At 64.5% G+C, this 25580-nt stretch carries 21 protein-coding genes and 3 tRNA genes; 3 read left to right on the top strand and 21 right to left on the bottom strand.

The annotated features are described in order from the left end of the window. Window positions 1-13: 13 nt before the first annotated feature. The 13 genes from OY559_RS05090 to uvrB all read right to left on the bottom strand — a co-directional run bounded on the left by OY559_RS05090 (window position 14) and on the right by uvrB (window position 12040). Window positions 14-1036, bottom strand: coding sequence for a TraB/GumN family protein (locus OY559_RS05090; protein ID WP_277728996.1), 1023 nt, complete (start codon window positions 1034-1036; stop codon window positions 14-16). A gap of 89 nt (window positions 1037-1125) precedes the next feature. After that, a complete protein-coding gene (locus OY559_RS05085) occupies window positions 1126-1596 on the bottom strand; it encodes a cupin domain-containing protein (RefSeq protein ID WP_277728995.1) in 471 nt (156 codons plus the stop codon). 102 nt (window positions 1597-1698) lie between these two features. Continuing rightward, window positions 1699-1775 (bottom strand) — tRNA-Pro (locus OY559_RS05080). Between the two features lie 86 nt (window positions 1776-1861). Continuing rightward, entirely contained in the window at window positions 1862-2218 is a 357-nt protein-coding gene (locus OY559_RS05075; RefSeq protein ID WP_055936060.1) for a MerR family transcriptional regulator, read from the bottom strand. Beyond that, window positions 2199-2498 carry an integration host factor subunit alpha gene (locus OY559_RS05070; protein WP_055936063.1) on the bottom strand — a complete coding sequence of 100 codons (300 nt, stop codon included), beginning with the start codon at window positions 2496-2498 and terminating at the stop codon, window positions 2199-2201. The genes OY559_RS05075 and OY559_RS05070 overlap by 20 nt, the downstream gene beginning before the upstream one ends. A 58-nt stretch (window positions 2499-2556) precedes the next feature. After that, window positions 2557-4950, bottom strand: a complete 2394-nt coding sequence (pheT, locus tag OY559_RS05065) for a phenylalanine--tRNA ligase subunit beta (protein ID WP_277728994.1) — start codon at window positions 4948-4950, stop codon at window positions 2557-2559. A 71-nt stretch (window positions 4951-5021) separates the two neighbouring features. Continuing rightward, window positions 5022-6017 (bottom strand): phenylalanine--tRNA ligase subunit alpha, encoded by a 996-nt coding sequence (pheS, locus tag OY559_RS05060; protein WP_277728993.1) that lies wholly within the window; start codon window positions 6015-6017, stop codon window positions 5022-5024. A 189-nt stretch (window positions 6018-6206) separates the two neighbouring features. Then, a complete protein-coding gene (gene rplT, locus OY559_RS05055; protein WP_142123715.1) occupies window positions 6207-6566 on the bottom strand; it encodes a 50S ribosomal protein L20 in 360 nt (119 codons plus the stop codon). A gap of 10 nt (window positions 6567-6576) precedes the next feature. Beyond that, on the bottom strand, window positions 6577-6774 hold the full coding sequence (gene rpmI / locus OY559_RS05050; RefSeq protein WP_014160066.1) for a 50S ribosomal protein L35: 198 nt from the start codon (window positions 6772-6774) through the stop codon (window positions 6577-6579). A gap of 355 nt (window positions 6775-7129) precedes the next feature. Further along, the gene (gene infC, locus OY559_RS05045) at window positions 7130-7612 is read right to left on the bottom strand and encodes a translation initiation factor IF-3 (RefSeq protein ID WP_277729924.1); all 483 of its coding nucleotides are present in this window, start codon (window positions 7610-7612) and stop codon (window positions 7130-7132) included. Window positions 7613-7702: 90 nt separating this feature from the next. Next, the gene (gene thrS, locus OY559_RS05040) at window positions 7703-9610 is read right to left on the bottom strand and encodes a threonine--tRNA ligase (protein WP_277728992.1); all 1908 of its coding nucleotides are present in this window, start codon (window positions 9608-9610) and stop codon (window positions 7703-7705) included. Window positions 9611-9868: 258 nt separating this feature from the next. Beyond that, window positions 9869-9943 (bottom strand) — tRNA-Val (locus tag OY559_RS05035). A gap of 75 nt (window positions 9944-10018) precedes the next feature. Beyond that, the gene (gene uvrB, locus OY559_RS05030; protein WP_277728991.1) at window positions 10019-12040 is read right to left on the bottom strand and encodes an excinuclease ABC subunit UvrB; all 2022 of its coding nucleotides are present in this window, start codon (window positions 12038-12040) and stop codon (window positions 10019-10021) included. 114 nt (window positions 12041-12154) lie between these two features. Between uvrB and OY559_RS05025 the strand changes: the two genes are divergently transcribed. Together OY559_RS05025 and OY559_RS05020 are read left to right on the top strand one after the other, a co-directional pair. Beyond that, window positions 12155-12760, top strand: coding sequence for a GspH/FimT family pseudopilin (locus OY559_RS05025; RefSeq protein ID WP_277728990.1), 606 nt, complete (start codon window positions 12155-12157; stop codon window positions 12758-12760). Between the two features lie 70 nt (window positions 12761-12830). Next, window positions 12831-12907 (top strand) — tRNA-Asn (locus OY559_RS05020). A 121-nt stretch (window positions 12908-13028) separates the two neighbouring features. Here OY559_RS05020 and OY559_RS05015 read toward each other — a convergent pair. The 6 genes from OY559_RS05015 to OY559_RS04990 form a co-directional block, all read right to left on the bottom strand. Further along, window positions 13029-13436 carry a type IV pilin protein gene (locus tag OY559_RS05015; protein ID WP_277728989.1) on the bottom strand — a complete coding sequence of 136 codons (408 nt, stop codon included), beginning with the start codon at window positions 13434-13436 and terminating at the stop codon, window positions 13029-13031. Window positions 13437-13440: 4 nt separating this feature from the next. Further along, window positions 13441-16938, bottom strand: coding sequence for a pilus assembly protein (locus tag OY559_RS05010; RefSeq protein ID WP_277728988.1), 3498 nt, complete (start codon window positions 16936-16938; stop codon window positions 13441-13443). 147 nt (window positions 16939-17085) lie between these two features. Continuing rightward, on the bottom strand, window positions 17086-17619 hold the full coding sequence (locus tag OY559_RS05005) for a pilus assembly PilX family protein (protein ID WP_277728987.1): 534 nt from the start codon (window positions 17617-17619) through the stop codon (window positions 17086-17088). 5 nt (window positions 17620-17624) lie between these two features. Next, window positions 17625-18491, bottom strand: a complete 867-nt coding sequence (locus tag OY559_RS05000) for a prepilin-type N-terminal cleavage/methylation domain-containing protein (RefSeq protein WP_277728986.1) — start codon at window positions 18489-18491, stop codon at window positions 17625-17627. After that, window positions 18488-18982, bottom strand: a complete 495-nt coding sequence (gene pilV / locus OY559_RS04995) for a type IV pilus modification protein PilV (RefSeq protein WP_277728985.1) — start codon at window positions 18980-18982, stop codon at window positions 18488-18490. Before pilV ends, OY559_RS05000 begins: the two co-directional genes overlap by 4 nt. Beyond that, window positions 18973-19440 carry a GspH/FimT family protein gene (locus OY559_RS04990; protein ID WP_277728984.1) on the bottom strand — a complete coding sequence of 156 codons (468 nt, stop codon included), beginning with the start codon at window positions 19438-19440 and terminating at the stop codon, window positions 18973-18975. The genes pilV and OY559_RS04990 overlap by 10 nt, the downstream gene beginning before the upstream one ends. 248 nt (window positions 19441-19688) lie before the next feature. On the opposite strand from OY559_RS04990, the gene OY559_RS04985 reads away from it, so the two are divergent. Further along, on the top strand, window positions 19689-20756 hold the full coding sequence (locus OY559_RS04985) for a sensor histidine kinase (protein WP_277728983.1): 1068 nt from the start codon (window positions 19689-19691) through the stop codon (window positions 20754-20756). On the opposite strand, the gene ppnN is transcribed toward OY559_RS04985, so the two are convergent. Beyond that, window positions 20738-22120 carry a nucleotide 5'-monophosphate nucleosidase PpnN gene (gene ppnN, locus OY559_RS04980; protein WP_277728982.1) on the bottom strand — a complete coding sequence of 461 codons (1383 nt, stop codon included), beginning with the start codon at window positions 22118-22120 and terminating at the stop codon, window positions 20738-20740. The genes OY559_RS04985 and ppnN overlap by 19 nt on opposite strands. A gap of 124 nt (window positions 22121-22244) precedes the next feature. Continuing rightward, window positions 22245-25475: a TonB-dependent receptor gene (locus OY559_RS04975; protein ID WP_277728981.1), complete on the bottom strand. Its 3231-nt coding sequence runs from the start codon at window positions 25473-25475 to the stop codon at window positions 22245-22247. Window positions 25476-25580 lie beyond the last annotated feature (105 nt).

The following is a 25580-nucleotide window of genomic DNA, read 5'->3' as shown; positions in this document are numbered from 1 at the left end:
GCGGGGCGCCGCGTCATTCCGGCGCTTCCACCTCGTAGCCCTTGGCTTGCAGCGCGGCGAGGTAGCCGTCGGGCTTGACCAGCTGCCAGACGGGCAACGTGGCGAACGTGATCCGGTTCTTCGCCAATGCGCCTTCGGCCACCTCCATCCAGCGCGCCTGCATGCGGGCCTCGACATCGGAGATGCCGCGCTTGCGCGCCGTTTCGGTGCTGAACCAGGCGGTGGCGCACGCTTGCTGCCAGTCCTGGCGCGAACTCGAGCGCAGCGCGGGCCAGTCGCCGACGGCCCACGCATTCGCGCGCGCCGCCACCTGCGGCAGATCGCGCTCGATGACGTCCAGTGTCTTGCCGAAGCAGACCAGATCTTCGGGCCTGAGCGTTTCCTTGCGGAAATCCGCCAGCGCCGCACGTGGATCATCCAGCTTGAGCTTCAACAAGGTAGGGGTGCGCTTCATCTTGCGCTGTTTCAGCGCCGCGTCGATGACCGGATCAATGACACCGCCTTCGCGCAGTCCGGAATCCGACAACGCTTCGTTGTAGAGCTGATAGGCGGCGATCAATGGGCGCTTCTTCTCTATCCCGCCATCGCGCCCCATGTAGCGCTGCTTGAGCGAACTCCAGCGCGCGTAGAGATCCGCGGGCAGGACATCCTGCAGTTTCCGACCGTCCGGATTCCTGGAAGCCTTCATGGCCGAGGGCAACAGCGTCAGTCCCCGGAAGAATCCGACATCGGCATCGACGGTGATTCCGGGCGAAGCCAGGACTTCATCGGCGATCTGCAGGACCTGGTCGACTTCGTCCGAACGCCAGGTGATGCGCTTCGGCAGCGGTGATTGCGTGCCCAGCACGTACAACAGATGGTCGCCATGGCGCACCTTCCACAGCCCTGGCCCGGGTTGCACACCGGCCACGACCACCGCATCCATCTCGATCACGCCATCCTCGGCTGCGGTCGATGCCTCCCCGGCTTCCTGCGCACCTGCACACGGCACGAGCAACGACAACGCGCACAGCACCCCATAAAACGGCAGACGCATCCGGAAGACTCCATGCAGAAGGATCCGCCGGAGTGTGCCCGCTGCAAGCCGGCATGGCGCGCGACGGCGCGCGGCCGTGGGGGAGTTGTTCAGGCGACCTTGCCGCCGGCCTCGCGCAGCGTGCGCGCGACGTCGCTGCCGCTCTGCATCAGCTCGAAGCCTTTCCAGCTGAAACCCGGCGACACGGAGCAGTCGACCAGGGTGAAATCGCCAAGCGAGCGGGCGCTCTGCCAGACACCGGCGGGCACCACCTGGCTGGACTGCCCACCCCTGGCCGAGGTATCCAGTTGCACGCGGGTCAAGGTGCGCTGCTCAGGGTCGAACATCGACAGTTCCATCGCACTCCCTTCATGCCAGTCCCAGACCTCGGTCGCGTCGACACGGTGCCAGCGTGTCACTACGCCGTGCGGCAGCAGGAATTTGATGGCGGTGAGCGTGGGTCGCTCGATCCCGTTCACCTCGGTGCGTTTGGTCGACTCGTAGACACGACGAAAGTGCCCGCCCTCGGGATGCGGCACCAACTGCAACGTGCGGATCAGCTCTTCGCTGCGTGGATGCATGGGCCTTCCTGTAGACGGCGTCCGGGAGTTGCCGTCGCCAACGGCGCACGACAGGCACAAAAAAGCCCACGCGACAGCGCAGGCTTGATGTCGAACCGCGATTGGTCGGGACGGCCGGATTTGAACCGACGACCCTCTGCCCCCCAGGCAGATGCGCTACCAGGCTGCGCTACGCCCCGAATCTCGCGGATCGGCCCGCCTTGCGACGGGCCGCGCATTATAGCCGGAATTCTTCGGCGACTCCCAGCAGGAGCGCCGTGGTGCCTCAACGGCGTAGCAACTGGAGGATTTCCTCCAGCTCCATCCGCACCTGGCGCACGATCTGCGCGCTCATCGCGGATTCCTGTTTCGCACCTTCACCCTCCAGACGCAGGCGTGCGCCGCCGATGGTGTACCCCTGCTCGTAGAGCAGACCCCGGATCTGGCGCACCATCAGCACGTCATGGCGCTGGTAGTAGCGGCGGTTGCCGCGGCGCTTGGCGGGCTCCAGGCTGGGAAACTCGGTTTCCCAATACCGCAGCACGTGCGGCTTGACGTCGCACAGTTCGCTGACCTCACCGATGGTGAAGTAGCGCTTGGCCGGGATCGGCGGAAGCTCGCGGTTACTGCCCGGATCCAGCATAGGTCTCCACCCGCTCCTTGAGTTTCTGGCCCGGCCGGAAGGTCACCACCGTCCTCGCCGAGATCGGGATCTCTTCGCCGGTCTTCGGGTTCCGCCCCGGGCGCTGGTTCTTGCGGCGCAGGTCGAAATTGCCGAACCCCGACAGCTTCACCTGCCGGCCCTGTTCCAGGGCCTCGCGCAGCACGTCGAAGTAGGCGTCGACGAACTCCTTCGCCTCGCGCTTGTTCAGGCCGACTTCGTCGAACAGACGTTCGGCCATCTCCGCCTTCGTCAATGCCATGGATACTGCGTCCCCATTGCGGCCGTCGCCGGCCCCGCCACTGTCTTCTTCATCCGGTTCAACCGCGGATCCTCGCCCCGTGCACGCTGTCGATCGCGGCCACGACATTCGCCACTACCTGCGCCACATCGGCTTCAGTGAGAGTGCGTGAGTTGTCCTGCAAAATCAAGCCCATAGCGAGACTCTTTTGACCGGATTCGACCCCCTGCCCGACGTACCGGTCGAACAGCTGGACATCGCGCAGCAGCGGGCCTGCGGCGCTCCTGACCGTCGCCGCCAAGGCGGACCACGAGACCTCCTCGGCCACGACGAACGCGAGGTCCCGGCGGACGGACGGATAGCGCGACAACTCCGCCGCGCGCGGCACCGCCCGTGCGGTCAACGGCGCCAGATCCAGTTCGAACGCGACCACGTCGGCATCCAGGTCCAGCTGGCGCTGCAGGCGCGGATGCAGCTGCCCGATCCAGCCGATATGGACTCCATCGCGGTAGACGTCGGCCGACCGGCCGGGATGGCCGTGGGCTGTGCGCGAGGGCCTGAATTCGAGGCTGGCGCCCGCCAGTGCCGCGACGCTTTCCAGGTCGCCCTTGAGGTCGTGGAAATCGGCCTTGCGTGCCGGCACGCCCCATTGCTCCACCATCGCGTCACCGGTGATGGCGGCCGCGATGCGCAGCGACTCGACAGGCGCATCACCCGGCTGCGCCGGCGCATGGAAGACGTTGCCGATCTCGAACAGGCGCACGCGGCCGGCTTGCCGCGCGGCATTGCGCTGCACGGCCGCCACGACGCCAGGCAGCAGCTGCGTACGCATGATCGCCAGTTCCGCGCTCAGCGGATTGGCCAATGGCACGGCACCGTCCGCCGCATCCCAGTACGACAGCCACTGTGCGTCGACAAAGGCGAAATTGACCGTCTCGAAATAGTCGCGCGCGACCAGCTGGCGACGCACCATGCCGGACTCGACCCGGGTCTCGCTGGGCGCCGCGATACGGGTCGCGCCACCCGGGAGCGTGGTGGGTATGCGGTCGTAGCCGTGAATGCGCGCCAGTTCCTCGATCAGGTCCTCCTCGATGGCGAGGTCGAAGCGCCGGCTGGGCGGCACCACGCTCCAGCCCTCGGCGACGGCGGCCGCCTGCAGGCCCAGGCCGCGCAGGATGCGTTCGATGTCCGCATCGGGAATCTCGACGCCCAGCACACGCGCCACGCGCCCACGGCGCAGCAGGATCGCGGTCGGCCTGGGCAGATGCTCGGGCAACACGGCCTCGGTCGTCGGCCCGGGAACGCCCCCGGCGATGTCGAGGATCAGGCGGGTGGCGTACTCCAGCGCGATACGCGGCAGTTCCGGATCGACGCCACGTTCGAAGCGATGGCCGGCGTCGGTGTGCAGGCCCAGCTTGCGGCTGCGTCCTATGATCGCGGACGGAATCCAGTGTGCGGCTTCCAGGAACACGTTGCGCGTGGCGTCGGTGACGCGGGTATCGAGCCCGCCCATGATCCCGCCGAGCGCGACCGCGCGGGCGCCGCGGCCACCCCGGCCATCCGACACGACCAGGAAGTCGTCGTCGAGCGCCACGGTGCGGCCGTCCAGCAGTGCGACCGTCTCGTCCGCGCGCGCGGCACGCACGACGATGCCGCCTTCCAGTGCGTCCTTGTCGAACGCGTGCATCGGCTGGCCGAGTTCCAGCATCACGTACTGGGTCACGTCGACCAGGAAGCTGATCGGACGCACTCCGCTACGGCGCAGTCGCTCCGCCATCCATACCGGCGAAGGCACGGTAGCGTCCACACCTTCGATCACGCGGCCGACGAACCGGGGCACGCGCGCGCCGGCCTCCAGTTCGACGCTCAGTTCGGACGGGCTCTGTGCCGGAACGGGTGTGGCGTCGAACGGTTTCACTTCGCTGCCCAGCGAGGCTGCGACGTCGTAGGCGATGCCGCGCACGCTGAAGCAGTCAGCACGGTTCGGCGTCAGCTTGATCTCGATGCTGGCGTCGGGCAGCTGCAGGTAGTCGGCGATGGGCGTGCCCACCGGTGCGCTGGCCGGCAGTTCCAGCAGGCCGGACGCGTCGGCATCGATGCCCAGCTCCTTGGCCGAGCACAGCATGCCGTTGGATTCCACGCCGCGTAGCTTGGCCGCCTTGATCGCGATGCCGCCTACGTTGGCACCGACCATTGCCAGCGGCGCCAACAGGCCCGGGCGCGCGTTCGGCGCACCGCAGACGATCTGCAGCAGCCCGCCTTGGCCGGCATCGACCTGGCAGACCTGCAGGCGGTCGGCTTCGGGATGCCTGGCGCATTCCACGATGCGCGCCACCACCACGTTCGCAAGGCCGTCGCCCAACGCGGTGACCTCTTCGACTTCCAGGCCGATCGCGGTCAACGTCGCGGACAGTTCATCGCGGGTGGCCTGAGTGGGGACGTGGCTGCGTAGCCAGTTTTCAGAGAACTTCATCGTTCGTGATCCGTAGGGCGGGCCCGGGCCCGCCGTCTTCAAGAGTCAGGTGTCGTAGTGCCGCGGGAGCGCTACGCGAACTGCCGCAGGAACCGCACGTCGTTCTCGAAGAACGCGCGCAGGTCGTTCACGCCGTAGCGCAGCATCGCGAAGCGTTCCACGCCCAGGCCGAACGCGAAGCCGGTGTAGCGCTCCGGATCGATGCCGCAGTTGCGCAGCACGTTCGGGTGGACCATGCCGCAACCCAGCACTTCCAGCCAGCGCGTGCCGCCGTCGGGCTGCTGCCAGGCGATGTCGACTTCGGCGCCCGGCTCGACGAACGGGAAATAGCTCGGGCGGAAACGCATCTCGAAGTCGCGCTCGAAGAACGCGCGCACGAACTCGGCCAGCGTGCCCTTGAGGTCGGCGAAGGTGGAGTGCTCGTCCACCAGCAGGCCTTCGACCTGGTGGAACATCGGCGAATGCGTCTGGTCGCTGTCGCTGCGGTAGACCTTGCCGGCGGCGATCATGCGCAGCGGCGGCGTGTGGGCATCCATGTAGCGCACTTGGACGCCCGATGTGTGCGTGCGCAGCAGGCGACCGTCGCCGAAGTAGAACGTGTCGTGCATGGCGCGCGCCGGATGGTGCGGCGGGAAGTTCAGCGCCTCGAAGTTGTGCTGGTCGTCCTCGATCTCGGGACCGTCGGCCAGTTCGTAGCCCAGGCGGCCGAAGATGTCAGCGATGCGTTCGAGCGTACGGCTGATCGGGTGCAGCCCGCCGCGCGTACCGTTGCGGCCCGGCAGCGTGACATCGACGGTCTCGCCGGCCAGGCGCGCGTCGAGCGCGGCGTCTTCCAGGACCGCCTTGCGGGCGGACAGTGCGTCGCCGATGGTATCGCGCGCACGATTGATCGCCTCGCCCGCCGCCTTGCGCTGGTCGGCAGGCAACGCGCCCAACTGCTTGAGCTGTGTGGTGATGCTGCCACTCTTGCCCAGGAGGGCGACGCGCAACTGCTCCACCATGTCGGGTGTCTGCGCAGCGGCGATGTTGGCCAGCGCTTGCGTGGAGAGGGATTCGATATCGCTCATTGGAGGCCCATGAGAGGTGCCATCTTGTGGGAGCGACGTCAGTCGCGATGGGGCATCCGGACGCCCTCATCGCGACTGACGTCGCTCCCACAAAACAGAAACCACAAAAAACAATGGGGAAGGACTCGCGCCCTTCCCCACGTGTTCCCGGCGCTGGACTGCCGGAGTTCTGTACGGTGGAGACGCGGCTTACGCCGCGAGTGCGCCCTTCGCCTTTTCAGCCAGGGCCGCAAAACCCACCGCGTCGTGCACGGCGATGTCCGCCAGCACCTTGCGATCCAGGGTGATGCCGGCCTTCAGCAGACCGTTCATGAAACGGCTGTAGCTGAGGCCATTCATGCGGGCCGCCGCGTTGATGCGGGTGATCCACAGCGAACGGAAGTTGCGCTTCTTCTGCTTGCGGCCGATGTAGGCGTACTGACCCGCCTTGATGACCGCCTGCTTGGCGACGCGGAACACCTTGCGACGGGCGTTGTAATAGCCCTTGGCCAGGTGGAGGACTTTCTTGTGACGGCGACGCGCCGTCACGCCACGCTTAACTCGTGCCATGTCTCAGTCCTCAGAGGTAGGGAAGCATGCGGTTCAAACGGCCGCTGTCCTCGGCGCGAATGATATTCGTCGCACGCAGGCCGCGCTTACGCTTGGTCGCCTTCTTGGTGAGGATGTGGCTACGGTTGGCGTGGCCAGCCTTGAACTTGCCGGATGCGGTCTTGCGAAAACGCTTCGCCGCCGCCCGGTGGGTCTTGATCTTGGGCATTGCTATGTCCTTGACGGGTTTATGTCACTGATCGGGGCGGCGCCCTTTCAATGCTTTGCGGCTTTGCCGCGAAGCATTGAAAGGCCACTCTTTCCATCCATGCCCATATCGGCTTGTAAGTCGTTGATTCCAGAGCGGAACCCCCGACGGGTCCATCGGCTGCGAACAGCCTCCCGGCGTACCGGGCCGCGTATTATGCCCGCTGCCGTTTTTTCTTGCAAATCCGGCTACTTAGCTCTGCAGCCAGAAGGCGGAAAAGCGAAAGGCGCCTTGCGGCGCCTTCCCCTCACCCTTTGCCCTCTCCCCGCACGCGGGGCGAGGGGAACGGGTGGCGTCGGCGGCGGAGCCGCCGACATCATTTCTTTTTGGGGGCGATCATCATGACCATCTGGCGGCCTTCCAGGCGCGGACGGGACTCGATGACGATCTCGTCGCCCAGCTCGGCCTCGATGCGCGCAGCCATCTCGCGACCCAGCTCCTGGTGGCTCATCTCGCGGCCACGGAAGCGGATATTGACCTTGACCTTGTCGCCCTCTTCCAGGAAGCGGCGGATGTTGCGCATCTTGATCTGGTAGTCGCCCTCGTCGGTGACGGGGCGGAACTTCAGTTCCTTGATCTCGACCTGCTTCTGCTTCTTCTTGGCCTCATTGGCCTTCTTCTGCGCCTCGAACTTGAACTTGCCGAAGTCCATGATCTTGCAGACAGGCGGCTCGGCGTTGGGCTGGATCTCAACGAGATCCAGTCCTTCGTCTTCCGCCTTGGCCAAGGCTTCGTCGCGCGTGAGCACGCCGATCATTTCGCCGTCCGAACCGATCACGCGCACGCGCGGCACGCGGATCTCGTGGTTTTTGCGGTTTTGCTTGTTGTCAGGGATGCTGATGTTGCAGTCTCCAGGGAGGGGTGCGCCGGCCTATCGGGCCGGAACCAATTATCGCGCGGCGTGCTCGTTCCGCAAACGTTCGGCGAAGGCATCGACGGACATGCTGCCCAGGTCTTCACCGGAACGCGTGCGCACGGCGACGGCGCCATTCTCCTTCTCGCGGTCTCCGACCACCAGCAGGTATGGCACCCGCTGCAGCGTGTGCTCGCGAATCTTATAGCCGATCTTCTCGTTCCGCAAATCCGCCGCGACCCGGAAGCCTTGATTTGAAAGGGTTTTCCGGACCTCAGCCACGTAATCGGCCTGGGCATCGGTGATATTCATCACCATGGCCTGCTCGGGGGCCAGCCAGGACGGGAATGCACCAGCATGGTGCTCGATCAGGATGCCGATGAACCGCTCCATCGAGCCCACGATGGCCCGGTGCAGCATGACCGGATGCTGGCGCTGGCTGTTCTCGTCCACGTACTCGGCGCCCAGGCGGCCCGGCATCATGAAATCGACCTGCATCGTGCCCAGCTGCCAGGTCCGGCCGATGGCGTCCTTCAGGTGGTACTCGATCTTCGGGCCGTAGAAGGCGCCCTCACCCGGCAGTTCCTGCCACTCCACCCCGCAGCTGCGCAGGGCGGCACGCAGGGCGGCCTCGGCCTTGTCCCAGGTGGCGTCGTCGCCCAGGCGCGACTCGGGGCGCAGGGCGATCTTGATCTGGATGTCTTCGAAACCGAAGTCCGAATACACCTTCAGCGCCTGCTGGTGGAATGCCGTGACCTCGGCCTCGATCTGGTCTTCCGTGCAGAAGATGTGGCCGTCGTCCTGGGTGAAGCCGCGCACGCGCAGGATGCCGTGCAGCGCACCCGAGGGCTCGTTGCGGTGGCAGGCGCCGAATTCGCCGTAGCGGATCGGCAGGTCGCGGTAGCTGTGCAGGCCCTGGTTGAACACCTGCACATGCCCCGGGCAGTTCATCGGCTTGACCGCATAGGTGCGGTTCTCCGATTCGCTGAAGAACATGTTTTCCTTGTAGTTGTCCCAGTGGCCGGACTTCTTCCACAGGGCGACGTCGAGGATCTGCGGGCAACGCACTTCCTGGTAGCCGCTGTCGCGGTAGACCTTGCGCATGTACTGCTCGACCACCTGCCAGATGGCCCAGCCCTTGGGATGCCAGAACACCAGGCCGGGCGCCTCTTCCTGCAGATGGAACAGTTCCTGCTGCTTGCCGATCTTGCGGTGGTCGCGCTTCTCGGCTTCCTCGATGCGCTGGATGTAGGCCTCCAGCTGCTTCTTGTCGGCCCAGGCAGTGCCGTAGATGCGTTGCAGCTGTTCGTTCTTGGCGTCGCCGCGCCAGTAGGCGCCGGAGATGCGGGTCAGCTTGAATGCCTTCAGGAAGCGCGTGTTCGGCACGTGCGGGCCGCGGCACATGTCCACGTATTCCTGGTGGTAGTACAGGCCCATGGCCGTCACTTCCGGACCCATGTCGTCGATCAGGCGCAGCTTGTAGTCTTCGCCACGGGCCTTGAAGACCTCGACCACCTCGGCGCGCGGCGTCATCTTCTTGATGACGTCGTAGTCCTGCGCGATCAGTTCCTGCATGCGCTGCTCGATCGCCGCCAGGTCCTCCGGCGTGAACGGGCGCTCGCTGTGGATGTCGTAGTAGAAGCCTTCGGCGATGACCGGGCCGATCACCATCTTCACGTCCGGGTACAGCTGCTTGACCGCGTGGCCGACCAGGTGCGCACTGGAATGCCGGATGATCTCCAGGCCTTCCTCGTCCTTCGGCGTGATGATGCGCAGCGAAGCGTCATGGTCGATGACGTCGCTGGCGTCGACCAGTACGCCGTCGACGGCGCCGGCCACGGTGGCCTTGGCCAGCCCGGCACCGATGGACTGCGCCACCTGCATGACGGAAACGGGATTCTCGAACTCGCGGCGGCTGCCGTCGGGGAGCGTGATGGTGATCATCGGTAGGGCTATCCGGTTGCCTGCGAACAGGGCTCTGGCATTGGAAAGTCCGGCCATGGATGGCCGGGCTCTTGTTCAGGGACGAACGAATGACATGAAAAAAGCGCCACGAGGGCGCCTACGGGATGCAGTGCCTCGGGCAGTACCAGGTTCAGGCGTTGGTAGTGCTCATGTCGCACGCTCGGCCGGCGTTTCCGCGGGCCACCTCGTGATGCTGCAGATGGCGACAAAGGGAATCGATGCCACGCTGTGGAAGCGTGGTGGGCGGTACAGGGTTCGAACCTGTGACCCCTACCATGTCAAGGTAGTGCTCTACCGCTGAGCTAACCGCCCGGTCTGCCCTTTGCAGGGGCGCGAATTCTATCCCGGATACGGGGTCGCCGACAACCGGGCCACGATTTCCATCGCTCAGCCGCCCAGGCTGGCTTCCTTCAGCCGCTGGATCTGGTCGCGAAGGCGCGCCGCATCTTCGAATTCCAGGTCACGGGCGTGCTGGTACATCTGCTGCTCCAACACCTTGATGCGAGCGACCGCCTTGGCCGGATCCATCACCCCGTACTCGGCAGGCTCCTCGGCCACCCGGCGCGATTTGCCCCTTCCCGCCTTGCCCTCGCCGGCCGCCTCGCTGCGCGCGCCCTCCAGAATGTCGACGATGGGGCGCGCCACCGACTTCGGCGTGATGCCGTGTTCGAGGTTGTATTCCACCTGTTTCTCACGGCGCCGGCCGGTTTCGTCTATGGCGGCCTGCATCGACCGGGTCATGCGGTCGGCATACAGGATCGCCTTGCCGCGCAGATTGCGCGCGGCTCGGCCGATGGTCTGGATCAGCGAGCCGGTGGAGCGCAGGAAGCCCTCCTTGTCCGCGTCCAGGATCGCGACCAGCGACACCTCGGGCATGTCCAGGCCCTCGCGCAGCAGGTTGATGCCGACCAGCACATCGAACTTGCCCAGGCGCAGGTCGCGGATGATCTCTACCCGTTCGACCGTATCGACGTCCGAGTGCAGGTAGCGCACCTTCACCCCGTGCTCGCCCAGATACTCGGTCAGGTTCTCCGCCATGCGCTTGGTCAGCGTGGTCACCAGCACGCGGTCGCCCCAGGACACACGCTCGTTGATCTGCGACAGCAGGTCGTCCACCTGCGTGCCGACCGGACGGATTTCGACTTCAGGATCGATCAGGCCGGTGGGGCGAACCACCAGTTCCACGATCTCGCCGTTGGATTCACGCAACTCGTAAGGGCCGGGTGTCGCCGAAACATAGATGCTGCGGGGCGAACGGGCCTCCCATTCCTCGAAACGCAGCGGCCGGTTGTCCAGCGCAGACGGCAGGCGGAACCCGAACTCCACCAGCGTTTCCTTGCGCGACCGGTCGCCCTTGTACATGGCGCCGATCTGCGGAATGGTCACGTGCGATTCGTCGATCACCAGCAGCGCATCGGCCGGCAGGTAGTCGAACAGGGTCGGCGGCGGTTCGCCGGGCGCCTTGCCGGTCAGGTGGCGCGAGTAGTTCTCGATGCCGGAACAGAAGCCGACTTCCGCCATCATTTCCACGTCGAACTGCGTCCGCTGGGCCAGCCGCTGCGCTTCAACCAGTTTGTTCTGCGCGTAGAGCTGCTCCAGACGGTCCTTCAGCTCGATCTTGATGGTATCGATGGCGGCCAGCACACGCTCGCGCGTGGTGGCGTAGTGCGTCTTCGGGTAAACCGTATAGCGCTGCAGCTTGCGCAGCGATTCGCCCGTGAGCGGGTCGAACAGGCTCAGGCCCTCCACCTCGCCATCGAACAGTTCGATGCGCACTGCCTCGGCATCGCTTTCCGCCGGATGCACGTCGATGATCTCGCCGCGCACGCGGAACGTGCCGCGCTGCAGTTCGTACTCGTTGCGGGTGTACTGCAACTGGGTCAGGTGACGGATCAATTCGCGCTGGTCGATGCGTTCGCCCAGCGACAGGATCAGGCGCAGCGACAGGTAGTCCTCGGGCGCACCCAGGCCGTAGATCGCGGACACCGTCGCCACCACCAGCGCATCTGGCCGGGACAGCAGGGTCTTGGTCGCCGCCAATCGCATCTGTTCGATGTGCTCGTTGATCGAGCTGTCCTTCTCGATGAAGGTATCGCTGGACGGCACGTAGGCTTCGGGCTGGTAGTAGTCGTAATAGCTGACGAAATACTCCACCGCGTTGTGCGGGAAAAAGGCCTTGAATTCGCCATACAGCTGCGCGGCCAACGTCTTGTTCGGCGCCATCACCAGGGTCGGCTTCTGCACCTGCTGGACCACGTTGGCGATGGTGTACGTCTTGCCGGACCCCGTCACGCCCAGCAGGGTCTGCTTCGCCAATCCCGCCTCGAAGTTCTGCACGAGCCTCTCGATGGCCCGCGGCTGGTCACCGGCGGGGGAATACGGAGAAACAAGCTGGAAACGATCAGTCATCGCGCGTTGCCGGGAAGTCGACTGTTGAGTATAGCCGCGCAGGCGTGACGGCCCTTGCGGCGATTTCCTACACGCGGACAGGCACCGCCCTGATAGCGTGCCGCCGCTTGGCGGATGACTGTGGTAGCCGTCAATTGGGACAAGGAGTCTTTGATGGCATGGATGCCCTCTTCTCCCGGATACGGGACCCGCACGTGCGGGAACAATGGCAGGACGGGATTCACTCTGGTCGAGCTGTCGGTCTGTCTCGCCGTCCTGACCATGCTGGTCGCGATCGCCCTGCCGTCGTTCCAGCGATTCCGCGTGCGCCAGCAGGCAACGGCGACCATGCACCTGCTGACCTCGCATTTCGCGTCGGCCCGGATGGCCGCCATTGTCCAGGGGGTGCCGGTCGTGGTCTGTCCGAGCGCGGGCGATGGCCGATGCAGCCAGGACAGCGACTGGAGCGGGCACTGGTTGGCCTTCCGCGATCCGGATGGCAACCGTCAACCCGACGAGCAGATCGACATCTACCGGAACGATGCCGCTCCATCGGATCCGAAGATAAGGATCGTATCCAGCAACGGTCGACGTTTCCTGCGCTACCAGTCCTCGGGCCTGAGCTACGGCACCAACCTCACCGTTCGCGTCTGTCATGACGGCCTGGTAGCCGGAAGTGTGGTCGTGAACAGCACCGGCCGTGCCCGCACGGTCCGCGGCGACATGAGCACCCCCTGCTGAGGCCCGACCCGGGCTTGCAGATCATGGGAGACTTGTTCCCGCCTCACCGGCTGGCTACAATACGCGCCCCGCCCGAATAGCTCAGCCGGTTAGAGCACTTGACTGTTAATCAGGGGGTCGTTGGTTCGAGTCCAACTTCGGGCGCCAGACTCAAGAAAAAAGCCGCATCGTCGATGCGGCTTTTTTTATACCCCGGTTACGTAAACGCAAACTTCAGCCGGGTCGCACATCTATGGCGGTGGAACACCACCAGCCCCATGATCGCAACTTACCAGCAACCTGCCGTGCCTGGCGTCCTGTCGCCAGCCTGGTTGAGCGTCAGCGTGCCGCAGCTGTCCCCGGATTGCCTGCCAATAGGCGTGGCGCTCAAGGTGTAGGTCCTCGCTGCGGCGGCTGCAGGGACGACAGTGTAGAAATCCGCAGTATCGCCATCGCATGCAAATGCGGCGGGCGCATCCTCGTACGACAATTCCGTGGTGTAAAGACGCTCCATCTGCTGCGCAGCCTGCAGCAGGCACGCAGTACCCGCTGCGCGCCTGCTCTTGCGAAGATGTTCGTTGTAACTTGGCAGCGCGATCGAGGCGATGATCGCCATGATCGCGACCACGATCATCAACTCGATCAGGGAAAAGCCCTGGGCATCGCCACGCGACGCGCCGCTCTTGAAAGTAATCATTGCGTCAGTCTCTCCTGATCTCTCGCCAAGATGCACGGTCCCAACGCGGAGTGCTGGTCCGCGGAGACCGCAGATCACCACCACCCGTGCCGCCCACCACAACCAATCCACGCAACAGGTTGGGCAATGTCGGCATACCGATGCCCACATTCACCGAACCCACGGGCAGATTGTCTCCGCCCACCGCGGCGTCGTCCGTATGGCCGTCTCCGTCCAGGTCGAAGTAGGACCCACCCGCACTGGTGCCAGTGAAGGCGTCCAGTGCATTGATGAAGCCCGTGCCATCCGCATCGCACGCATTGCCTGTCGGCACCATGCTGGCCGTGACCAGGAACGTCGAGACCACCTGGGCGTCCTGCACGATGCGCTCGCCTGCCACCGGCAGATCGATGAACCAGCCCTTGGACGTCGCAGGCAAGCCCGTCCTCGCTTCGAACGCCCGCACGGGATAACCGTTGACGGTGTCGCCCGTCACGGCGATGGTGCGCTGGGTCAGGCTCGAGCGGCTGTATGCCGCATCCTCATCCATCACCCCATACATGCTCTGCACAGACGTGCTGGTCGAGTCCGCGTCACTCGCAGTGAGATAACGGCCCGTTCCGAAGAACACCCAGCGCTTGTTGGTCCTGGGATTGGTGGCAACGGCAACACCCGCGGTGATCGGTTGGGCGTTGCCATCCGGATCCTGGGCACTGAAGAGGCGAGCCACGCTCCACGAGCCGGGCGTACTGTCGCTCAGGTTGAACTTCCATACGTTACCGAGCATGTCGCCCGCGTAGACATAGGCCAGCGTCCTGCCATCTGCACCGTACACACCGGTGGGCGCGAAGAGGCCATTCGGTGCGAGCGCCGAGCCTACGCCCGTATCGATCTCGCGAATCACGGCGCCTGTTTCGGCATTGAGCACCACCAGCACCGCACGCTCGTTGGTGCTGTTGATGCCATTGCCGATGATGGCCGCAGTGCTGCCGCCCTGCACCCGGGCAAGAATCGGCTTGCCCAACACCAGCCCCATGTTGGACTCCGGCGTCTCCGCGAGTTCCCACTTGTGGATGCTGTCGGCCGTGGCCGCCGCAGGCGCTGACACGTCGAGTGCGTAAACGCCCTTGCCACCCTTGCCCAGCGTGCCGACCAGGATATTCCTGCCAGGCGTCAATGAGCGGCTGGTGACGCTGATGGGACCGTCCACGAAGAACTTGTGGGTGTAGTCCCCGCGACTGAGGGTCGACAGGTTGCCCATGTTCACGATTCGCGGCACATAGGCGAACTGCTCGACGCCCGTGCGCGCGTCGAACGCATGCAGCATGCCGTCGTTGGCGCCCACGTACAGCGTGTTGGTGTCCTTCACGTAGGCTGGCGACGAGCCGACGATGTCGCCAAGGACGGACGTGCGGTTGCGCAACAGCCCGCCATTGCGTTCTTCCTGCGTCGCGTCGCCCTTGATGTAGTTGGCGTTCTGCTCGCCCGTCGCCGGGTAGTTGACGGGTCCGCCGGTACGGGCGAGCGCAGCTGACTGCGTGCCGCTCGGGAATGTCGTGCCGGCCGTGCCGGTACTGGTGAAGACCTTGCGCGTGGTCCAGGCGGGTATCGAAGACGTCCAGCTGATCGTGCCGGATACACCGCTGGTGGTCACCGGACGCGCCGTCAGCTGGCCAGTCCATACGCCGGAGACATAGCTCGCGTTGAACACCTGGGAACCGGTATCGAGCGATACGGAGTTGGCCGCGACGTTGGAGAAGGAACTCGTGCGCTGGGCGATCGCGGCCAGCGCCTCGCCAAGGCCCGCGGTGAACTCGGACGGGTTCGACGCAGAGACAAACGTACCTCGCCCGTTCACGGCCGCGTGCAGCAGATCGTCGATGCGATCGGCGTCTTCCGTATCGGTGGGGTCATTCCAAGTCGCATTTGCGGGCACCGCCGCGACACTCGACCAGCCTTTTCGGCCACTGAGACCGATGGAAATGCCGAACGTGACCATGTGCTGCCAGAACGCCGGGTTTGCGGCGGTGGGTGGCACATTGTTGGTCATGTGCGACTCTGTTCGCAGGTCGGTCTTCCAGTACTTCATCGCCACGTCGGCCAGGGTGTTCGAATAGGCATCCTGATACGGCGCACCGGGCGAGTACTGGAAGCTCTGATTGTTAGGACCAGTAATGGCGTCGCCGGCAGCGTTGTCCTGGTTTCCGGCATCGATGTCGACATTGTTCCAGTAGCCGTCGGTCGTCAGGATGGCGAAGTTCTGGCGGCACGAATACTGATTCACGCCGGATTGCGGTCCATAGGGGCCCGACTGCGCGTTGCTGCTGAAGTACTGGCCCGCGCCGTCCAGGGCGCCATGCAGGGGCGTACCGTTGTAACCGATGACGTTCTGCAAGCGGCTGTACCATGTCGAACGCGAGGTGGTCACCACGTCCCCCGTGCTGTCGACAAACCGACCATCGTTGCCGTCATTGACGGGAATGTCGAAACGGCTTCCGCTACGGTCCCAGATGGTCCTGAAGCCGGCGCGCACCTTGCTGTCCAGGGAAGAGAACGCCTCGCTGGCGCCCGCCTTCGCAGCCTTCATGCGGCTCCGGTGATAGGAAAACCAGGTGGCGTAGTTGGTGTGCTCAGCCGTGACCGTACGCCCTGTTGGCGTCGTGTTCGACTGGCAGTTGATCCAGCCCGAACCGCTGGTGGCGCCATCGCAACTGTTGGTGGTGTAACGGATCGCGCTGAGCCGGTAGGCCGTGCTGCGGTCGTTGTTACGTTGCACCCACACGTGGTACTGGCCCGACGCGGTCGGGTTGACGGTACACAGCGCGTTGTTGCCCTTGCCCACCGTGCCGGTGCATACCTGCACGCCACCGGGACTGTAGACCCAGTAAGTCAGATTCCGCGTGTTGTTGCCCGTTTCCGTGTTCTGGATGGTGACCTCGAGCACCACATTTGCCGTCACCGTGGCCAGCGCATGATCCACCGCAGTGTTGTTGCCCAGCGTCCCGGAATACGGCGTAGCCCCATTGATGGCAACGTTCTGCTGGTTGGACCGGACAACATTGCCGTATTCCGAGCGAATGACGTCTCCGCCCGTAACGTGATACCGGTAGTAGTTGACGCCCACATCAAGATAGGCGGCATCCGTGCGCGACGTGTCCTTGGGGGCATAGAACACCTGGTCGCCACCGCACACCTGGCTGCCACCACTACTCAACTCATCCGTGGTGGCATTGCTGTTGTAGTTGTATCGACGGCAACTGGAGGCATCGCCAAGATTGATGGTGCCGCCGCCCACCAGATTGAAGCTACCGTACGCGGCCGTGAAGCTCGTGCCGCCTGTCATGCGAGTGCCGTCCGCCCTCATCCACGGCAGATAGGTCACCGTCGGGTTGTAGTACAGCGTATTCCGTGTATACGCGCGACTGGCCACGTTCGGTGTGCCCGTGCTCGGCGGGTTTTCCGGCATGCTCGTGAACGCCATCGACCCCGAATCGTCGAGGATGAAGAGGACGTTCGGCGCCACACGGCTGGCCGTGGTCAGCGGATCCTCCGGGATCGCGATGCCGGCATTGACCGGCAGCGCCAGAAGGGTTGCGATGAAAGCCGCCGGAGCCGCCCACCATTGGCGCGTGGCGCCAGACGACTTCTTGATTCGAATGTTCTTCATGGCTCAGGTCCCCGGTTCCGGGATGCGGCTTACGATATTGGCTTGGACCATCACATCCGCACGGCCGACACCTCGGCTGCGGGCGGTGACGCGATACATCGGACTTTGACAATCGACCGAGGGCGGAAGGGTGTCGCAGGCGCCCTTGTAGCCCGGCCCCACACCGAGATACTCGATCCAGTACTCGGGGGCCGCATCCGCCAATCGCACTTCGTCATATGCCCCAGGAGGCACTGGCACCCATACCGGATCCGAACCGGTGGGGCAGATACCATTGGCACAGTTAGCAGGGGTGGGGATCTGCGTGTCCCAGTTGCCCGCTCCCAGCACTTGGTCCTGCGCAAAGCGGAGCGCCCCTTCGGCTGCCTGGAAACCGAGGCTGCGGTCGCGCAGATTGGCGCTCATCCGTTCCTGCATGGCGGAACTGCGCATGATCACGATGCCCAGGATCGACATCACGATCAGCAGGATCAGCACGACGATCAGGGCGACACCCTGCTGACCCCGCGCCGCGGACACCGTCGGGATTCGACTCACGGAATTCATAGGGTACGCCCTCTCAGGCTGACGACATTCGACGACTGACGTGTAAGTGCCCTGCCCTCCACGTCCTGCCCTGTGAGCGTCATGGTGACGCGCACGGCCACCACGTCCACCCAGTTGCCGGGCGCGTTGGTGTACGCATTCGCACCGGACTCCAGGTACTCGAAGGCGAGGTTCTGGATGCCCTCTGCGACCTCTTCACCCGCGCCGCCGGAGCGGCTCACGTACAGAGAGCTGCCTCCTCTGGGATTGGCGGCAACAAACCAGCGGACATCGCGCATGCGCGACAGCACGACGGCGGCCGGCGGTGCGAACTCGTCTTCGCTGGGGTTGTAGCCATCGGGCAGGGCCGCGAAGCCGACCGTCATTCCCGCCACGCTGTCGGCGCGCACCAGATGGGTCTTGCGCGCATTGCACAACAACAGGATGTCGCCGACATCGAAGGCCTCGTCGGCCGCATCGAGTTCATCCGGATCCAGGCTGACGGAGGTGCTGGTGGACGCCAGCACCCGGTACGCTGTGTCGTCGCCCGACATCACTTCGAGCTCCGTGTCGCTGCCTGCAACCGGCGCGTCACGGAAGCTGTTCGCTTCGGCGCTGCCGCCTTCGACGACGGAGAAATTCGAGCACGCGGTACCCCCGGCTGCGCGGATGTCGCGCGACATCAGTTCGAAGGCGATGCGGGCGTTCTCCTGGATGCGGTTGAGGCCCTCGTTGGAGCGATAGGTCGTCTGGTTGGACTGCAGGATCGCCAGCGCAGCGCCTGCCACCAGCAGACCCAGCACCATGGCCACCATCAGTTCGATGAGACTGAAGCCCGCTTCCCGGTGCGGCAATGCCCCCATCCTGTTGCGAACCGGCTTCATATCGTGGTCCTCGTCACAACCTGCCGCGTGTTACCGCCACCGGCGCGCGAGTCGTCCCACTGCACGGTGATGACGCACGCCGCGGGGCAACCCGTTATCTGGCCGCAGACCGTGGGATCGTCAGCATCCGCACCGATGGTTGTCTTCATCGAGGTGATCCAGTCACTTACGTCCTCCTGCGCGAGGCTGCCGCCACCCGCCGCCGCACAGACCATGCCGGCCGTGTTGTAGTTTGCGGCGTTGATCCGGTTGGCCCGCATGGCCTCCAGGATCGCCGAGGTCTGGATAACGGCCTGGCTGCTTTCAAACGAACTCTGGCCACCGCGCAATGCGATGGATTGCATGGCCGCGACGCCCAGCAACCCGATGCTGAGGACCACCACGGATACCAGCACCTCGATCAGGCTCACGCCGCGCGCGTTGCGCAGCCCGCCACGTGGCGCGCGCAGGCGTCGGTCTGCTTTGCAGGAATCACCACGCTTCATGGACATGCACCTCCACCATTGTTCCGTCCTGCCAGCACTGCGCCGCTGACAAGCACCGTGATGACGCGCTGATTGTCTGCAGGCTCGTCGGTGGGAATGCACACCGTCAGGTTCTGCTGCGCGGCGATGAGGCCGGCGGAGTTGAAGCGGATCCCCGCGGCAGGCCCGCTGATCTGCAACCCATTCGGCAGCGTCCCGCTGCGCACGACTTCAATGGCCGCGTCCTGGTTGTTCTGTCCCGCGATGATCCAATTGGCCCAGTTGGCGCCATTGGTGCAGGCGAGGCCGTCGGCGCTGCCACACACGGTCACCGGCGCGCTGCGCCGGACGGCCTCGGCACGCGCGAGCTGCAGCGCGGCCGTCAGCTCTCCTGCCGTGCTGCTGAGCCGGTTGGAGTTCATCAGCGTCACCATGGCCGGGGCTGCCACGGCCGCGAGCAGGGCGACCACCGCGATGGTGACCATGAGCTCTATCAAGGTGAAGCCCCGCATGCGCCTGGGCGCGCAAGGCTTGCACCGGTTGCGGTCGGATGGACACGGGACAGGCATATCACTCCCCTTGTAGTCGAGCCAAGCTAGCCCGCGTGCCCCTGCCCGCACCAGCGTTTCCAGAATGAACGGCGGAATCCGGGGCCCGAAAGGCAAGTGATGCGCGAACCGCACGGTACCTTGCGGCATCATGGGCCGGACACACCCGCCACCCGAGCGAGCCCATGCCGCCCCGTTCCCCCACCCTCCTCAGTCCCCTCGACACCCTGTGGCAGGCCAGGACGCTGATCTGGATTCTGTTGACGGGGGAGACGTTGGCGGCGGTACTGGCGGCGGCGCCAGGGCTGGAGGCGGACCGCCTGACCTATTTCGGCGTGGCGTCGCTTGTCATCCAGTGGGTCGCGCTCGCGTCGTTGGGCCTGCTGTATATGCTTCGCCACAGACTCGCCAGGATGCGGCCACCTGTCGTGGCCCAGATCGGACTCGGTGCGCTACTGCTGAGTACATGGATCGTGCTGGGAGCCGGCTGGCTGGCGATGCGAGGGCTCGCGCTGGCGCCAGACGAAGGCTGGATGCGCTTTTCGCTTCAGGTCACGGCGATCTCCCTGATCGTGGGCCTGCTTGGCCTGGGCGCCTTCCAGGCCCAGTGGCGGGCAAGGCAACTCGCCGTCAACGCCGAACACGCCAAGCTGCAGGCCCTGCAAGCCCGTATCCGCCCGCATTTCCTGTTCAACACCCTCAACACCGGCATCTCGCTGCTGCACGCAAAGCCCGACACTGCAGAACGGCTGCTACTGGATCTTTCGGACCTGTTCCGGGCCGCGCTCTCGACGCGGGACACGATCCTCCTTTCCGAAGAGCTTTCCCTCGCGCGGCGCTATCTGGAGATCGAACAGCTCCGGCTGGGTGATCGCCTGCGCCTGACCTGGGAGCTGCCCGAGACGCTGCCCGACATCAGGGTTCCGACGCTGTCGATCCAGCCACTCGCGGAAAACGCCATCCGGCATGGCATCGAGCCCTCCACGCATGGCGGAGAGCTGAGCATCCGGGTCGAGGTAGGACCCACGGAACTCCTCGTATCTGTGACCAACACCCTGCCCGTCGACTCCGCGCGGGTCGCGACGGGCCATCAGGTGGGACTCAGTTCGGTGCGCGAGCGCATCCATGCACTGACCCACGGCATGGGCGGCGTCAGCATCAAGACGGCGGATGGCTGCTACCTGGCGACCATCCGCATGCCCTACGACGCATCCGTCATTGATGGTCCAACGCCTCAGGTCACCACGCGATAGCAAGGCTTGTACTCGCCGGCGATCTTCATCCGCCGCTGTTCGACGAACGCGCGCAGCAGGGCGTCCAGCGCCTGCATCATCGCCGCGTCGCCGTGGATCTCGAACGGGCCGAACTCTTCGATCCGGCGCATGCCATCTTCCTTCACGTTGCCGGCCACGATGCCGGAGAAGGCGCGACGCAGGTCGGCGGCCAGGTCGTGCACCGCGCGTCCCGGCCGCAGTTGCAGCGCTGCCATCGCTTCATGCGACGGGACGAACGGCTGCTGGTAGTCCTCGGGGATCTGGATGGCCCAGTTGAAGAAGAACGAATCCTTGTGCTCGATGCGGTACTCGCGCACGCGGCGGACGCCCGCGATCATCTTCTTCGCGACGGACACGGGGTCGCCGATGATGATCTCGTAGCGCTCGGCCGCCGCATCGCCCAGCGTCATGCGGATGAACGTGTCGATCTGCTCGAAATAGGGCGCCGCGATGGTCGGCCCGGTCAGGATGAGCGGGAACGGCAGGTCGGCGTTCTCAGGGTGCAGCAGGATGCCCAGCAGATAGAGGATTTCCTCTGCCGTCCCCACGCCGCCGGGGAATACGATGATGCCGTGGCCGATGCGGACGAACGCCTCCAGGCGCTTCTCGATGTCCGGCATGATGACCAGGTGGTTGACGATCGGGTTCGGCGATTCGGCGGCGATGATGCCTGGTTCGGTCACGCCGATGTAACGGGTCTTGGCGCGGCGCTGTTTGGCATGCGCGATCGTCGCGCCCTTCATCGGCCCCTTCATCGCGCCGGGCCCGCAGCCGGTACAGATGTCCAGCCCGCGCAGGCCCAGCTCGTAGCCGACCTGCTTGGTGTAGAGGTATTCGTCGCGCGAGATCGAATGACCGCCCCAGCAGACCACCAGGTTGGGGTCGCTCGGCTTCAGGATCCGCGCGTTGCGAAGCAGGCCGAATACCGCGTTGGTGATGCCCGCGGAAGACTCCAGATCGGTCGCGTACTCCGGGCCCAGCTCGATGGCGGTGTACGCCAGGTCGCGCACCACCGCGAACAGCAGTTCGGCCACGCCGCGGATGATTTCGCCATCGACGAAGGCCATCGAAGGCGCGTTGATCAAGTCGATGCGCACGCCGCGATCCTGCTGCAGTACCTGGATGTCGAAATCCGGATACAGATCACGCGCGGCGCGCGGATCGTCGGATGCACTGCCGCTGGTCAGCACCGCCAGCGCGCAGCGGCGCAGCAGTTCGTGCATGCCGCCGGAGGAAGCGTCACGCAGGCGCGCCACTTCGGCGCGGGAAAGCACGTCCAGGCCACCGCGCGGGTAGATCCGCGCGTCCTGCACCGGCAACGCCCTCGATGCCGTTTCACTCATGGGAGTTTCCTGTCTTCGTTCGTCAGAGGCGGGACTTTAGCGCAGTCCCCGGGGCCTGAGGAGCCCGTCCAAAAGAAAACGGCCGGGTTTCCCCGGCCGTTTCCAGTATCGACATGCAGATGGATCAGAACTTGTAGCGGAAGCCCAACTGCAGCGACCACTGGGACACACCGGTATTGAAGCCGTCGGCATCGCCGTTGGCGACCGAGGGCGAATCCGGCGAGGTGAAGTTGTACACGTACTTGCCCTGGTACATCCCCGAAACCGATGCCACGCGCTGATTGGCGAAGAAGCCGTAGTCGTAGATGTGGCCCCAATCCTTGTTCAGCAGGTTGCCGACGTTCTGGATGTCAAGCCAGATCTCCGACTTGTGGCCCTTGAAGAAACCGGGAAGCTCCTGCGAGATACGCACGTCGAAGGTGTTGACCCAGGACGCACGACCCGAGTTCTGCGGTGCGTACGTACCAGCAAAACGGCCCAGCTGCGGGTTCTTGGCCAGCCAGTCGAAGAACGCCTGTTCCATCGCGGGGTTGGCCGTGAATACACCTGCGCTGCTGAGCGAGCCGAACAGCACATCGCCCTGACCCGACGGCACGTAGAAGAGGTCGTTGGCGGAACGATTGTCACCGTTGGCGTCATTGAAATAGACGTAGCTGAACGGACGGCCGCTACGACCTTCGTACACCAGGCCCAACTCGGTCTTGTAGTCGCCGAAGAAGTTGTGACGCCAGTTCAAGGTGCCGAGGATGCGGTCCTTGATTTCATAACGCGACGTGGCGAGGTTCTCCTCGTTCGCATCGAACTGGTAGGTGTAGTTCCAGCCGGACGTTGCGGTGGAGCTCGTCAGACCCGCCACTTCCTCGGCGTTGGTGTACGTGTACGCCAGGCTCCAGGACCAGTCGCTATCCGCCATCCAGGGCCTGTCCAGGCCAACGGTCAGCTGTTCGGTGTGACCCTTGTCCGTGGTGTCGAGCAACAGTACCGAGTCGAAGCGGCGATCGCGGTTCGAGCGGTTGTTGCCGGAACTCCAGGGACGACCCACGTTCGAGGTAGCGTAGAACAGATCGCGGCCATCCTGACCTTGCATCGTCGGGGCGCCCAGGTTGAGGTTGCGATAGAACAGGGCACTCTTCACGCGGGTGGCCAGAATTTCGGCCGATGCCACGATCCCGTACCACGGCAGCTCATGTTCGAACGCCAGGTTCGCCTTCCACACGGAGGGCTGCTCGAAGTCGGCCGCGACGAAATTGACGTTCTGCAGCGCGGCGGTCGGATTCGTGGGTACCGGCTGGTTCAGACCGTCGCCACTGAACGGCAGGTCCTCCCAGTTCTCGGCCGAATTGAGGCGCTGCGAGTACTGGATGTAGTTGAAGCCGGTCGTGTTGTAGGCATTGCTGAGCCAGACCTGCGGGGACTCACCCTGGAACAGGCCGAAACCGCCACGCAGTTGCATCGGGCGGTCGCTGTCGAACGTATAGTTGAAGCCGAAGCGCGGCTGCACCAACCAGTCACCCGACAGCACCTTGCTGTTGTCGTAGCCGAACACCTGCTCGGCCAACGCGTTGTACTGCGGCACCTTGTTGACGTCAGGCTTGTCGGCGCGGAGGCCGAAGGTCAGTGTCAGGTTGTTGTTGACGTACCACTGGTCCTGCAGGAACAGTCCGTAGGACTTGTACTTGTAGGCTGCGGCCACGGAATCGAAGCCCAAGCCAGGCTGTGGCGTACGGACGTTGTAGGTGCTCCAGCGACCCGCGGCGAAATTGTCCAGACCCCAGAATTCATAGACGCCGTAAAGCTGCGGGCCGTAGATGTTGTAGATGTCGTTGGTGCTGTAGTCGACACCGAACTTGAGGTCGTGATCGCCGAGGGTCAGCGTACCGGAACCGAACGCGTTCCACGTCTCCGTGTACAGGGCGTTCTGGTGTGAATTGACCTCGGTACCCAGGTACAGGGAGTCGCCGGCAAGCGCGTCTTCCGTACCACCGAAGTAGATGCGGACGCTGGGCGCCGTCGTCGGCGTTTCACGCACGGCCGAGTAGTCGCGGTACGAAACCTTGAACTCGGTGGAGAAGTTGTCGGTCCAGTCACTGAACAACTGACCAACGTAGCTTTCGACCGACTTGACGTGCTGGTACCAGTAGGAACTCAGCGACACCGAGCTGCTGCTGATGCCGTTGACGCGCAACTTGCTCTGCTCGAGGTTGCTGTAACGCAGGCTGGCGCGATGGTTGTCCGTGATGTTCCAGTCAAGCTTCAGCGCGTACTCTTCCAGATCGGTATCGCCCGCACTCGTGAGGCCGCCGGCATCGAAGCCATAGCTCTGTGCGATCTGCTGTGCACGCGTGATGTCGTCCATGTCGATGACCGCATTGGCCTTGCCAAGGGCGCTGCCCGCGATATCCGCACCTGGCGCTTCCTGCTTGAACTTCTCGTAGTTGGCGAAGAAAAACAGCTTGTCCTTCACCAGCGGGCCACCGAAGGTCGCACCGTAGGTCTGCTCCTTGGTGAAACCGTTGAACGTGGCGCCGGTCGGATCGTCGCCAAACCACTCGCCGTCACGATAGGTGCCGTATACCGAACCGTGGAACTCGTTCGTGCCCGATTTGGTCACCGCGTCGACCACAGCACCGGTCGCGCCGGTGATGGTCACGTCGTAGCTGGCCAAATCGATGTTGATCGCCTCGATGGCATCCATCGCGACCGGCTGGCGGCGGGTCGGCATGTTGTTGCCTTCCAAGCCGAAGGTATCGCTGGCGGACACGCCGTCGATGCGGATCGCGTTATAGCGCGGATTCTGGCCGCCGGCACTGATGCCGCCTTCGGCGCGATTGACGTAAGCGACACGCGGGTCCAACCGCATGAAGTCCTGGATGTTGCCGTTGATCGAGGGCAGGGCTTCGATCGTCTGGCGATCCACATTCGTACCGGTGCCCATCTTGGTGGCGCTGAACACTTCCGACCCGCCGGCGAAGCCAACAGCGGTCACGGTTTCCAGGGTCGCGACATCGCCGGTCAATGCCGCATTGACCGTGCTTACCTGATTCAGTCCCAAGTAAACGCCGTCCTCAGTCTTGGTGCCAGCGCCGGCCTTGTTCACCGTGATCTGGTAAGGACCGCCCACACGCAGGCCGCGCGCGTTGTAGCGGCCGCTGGCATCGGTGGTGGCGCGGCTGACCGTACCGGATTCGACGTGGGTGATGGTCACCTCGGCGCCAGCGACGGGCTGGCCGCCGTTGTCGGTGACCAGGCCGCCCACGCCGGCCGTGGTGCTCTGCGCGAAGGCAGGCGCGGCAGCGAGTGCGACGACGAGGCCAAGGCTGAGCTTGGACAGGCGAAGACGACGGGATTGGTTCATCGGATAAACCTCGGTACGGGAGTGATGTGGCGAAGCTGGCTGACGAGACGTGCGGAACCACCCGGTGGGGGTCGGTTCTGAAGGGCGTGCTAGGGGTTCCCATGG

It is taken from the genome of Pseudoxanthomonas sp. SE1 (assembly GCF_029542205.1).
Lineage (GTDB): Bacteria > Pseudomonadota > Gammaproteobacteria > Xanthomonadales > Xanthomonadaceae > Pseudoxanthomonas_A.
This window is presented reverse-complemented; position numbering and strand designations above follow the sequence as displayed.

Coding starts and splice junctions, on each gene's coding strand:
- OY559_RS05075 (WP_055936060.1), bottom strand. CDS start 2,218: ATGCTGGATCCGGGCAGTAACCGCGAGCTTCCGCCGATCCCGGCCAAG.
- OY559_RS05070 (WP_055936063.1), bottom strand. CDS start 2,498: ATGGCATTGACGAAGGCGGAGATGGCCGAACGTCTGTTCGACGAAGTC.
- rplT (WP_142123715.1), bottom strand. CDS start 6,566: ATGGCACGAGTTAAGCGTGGCGTGACGGCGCGTCGCCGTCACAAGAAA.
- thrS (WP_277728992.1), bottom strand. CDS start 9,610: ATGATCACCATCACGCTCCCCGACGGCAGCCGCCGCGAGTTCGAGAAT.
- rpmI (WP_014160066.1), bottom strand. CDS start 6,774: ATGCCCAAGATCAAGACCCACCGGGCGGCGGCGAAGCGTTTTCGCAAG.
- OY559_RS04975 (WP_277728981.1), bottom strand. CDS start 25,475: ATGAACCAATCCCGTCGTCTTCGCCTGTCCAAGCTCAGCCTTGGCCTC.
- pheT (WP_277728994.1), bottom strand. CDS start 4,950: ATGAAGTTCTCTGAAAACTGGCTACGCAGCCACGTCCCCACTCAGGCC.
- ppnN (WP_277728982.1), bottom strand. CDS start 22,120: ATGAGTGAAACGGCATCGAGGGCGTTGCCGGTGCAGGACGCGCGGATC.
- OY559_RS04990 (WP_277728984.1), bottom strand. CDS start 19,440: ATGGTCACCATCGCGGTGGTCGCCCTGCTCGCGGCCGTGGCAGCCCCG.
- pheS (WP_277728993.1), bottom strand. CDS start 6,017: ATGAGCGATATCGAATCCCTCTCCACGCAAGCGCTGGCCAACATCGCC.
- OY559_RS05090 (WP_277728996.1), bottom strand. CDS start 1,036: ATGCGTCTGCCGTTTTATGGGGTGCTGTGCGCGTTGTCGTTGCTCGTG.
- OY559_RS05025 (WP_277728990.1), top strand. CDS start 12,155: ATGACTGTGGTAGCCGTCAATTGGGACAAGGAGTCTTTGATGGCATGG.
- OY559_RS04985 (WP_277728983.1), top strand. CDS start 19,689: ATGCCGCCCCGTTCCCCCACCCTCCTCAGTCCCCTCGACACCCTGTGG.
- OY559_RS05000 (WP_277728986.1), bottom strand. CDS start 18,491: ATGAAGCCGGTTCGCAACAGGATGGGGGCATTGCCGCACCGGGAAGCG.
- uvrB (WP_277728991.1), bottom strand. CDS start 12,040: ATGACTGATCGTTTCCAGCTTGTTTCTCCGTATTCCCCCGCCGGTGAC.
- OY559_RS05085 (WP_277728995.1), bottom strand. CDS start 1,596: ATGCATCCACGCAGCGAAGAGCTGATCCGCACGTTGCAGTTGGTGCCG.
- pilV (WP_277728985.1), bottom strand. CDS start 18,982: ATGTCCATGAAGCGTGGTGATTCCTGCAAAGCAGACCGACGCCTGCGC.
- OY559_RS05015 (WP_277728989.1), bottom strand. CDS start 13,436: ATGATTACTTTCAAGAGCGGCGCGTCGCGTGGCGATGCCCAGGGCTTT.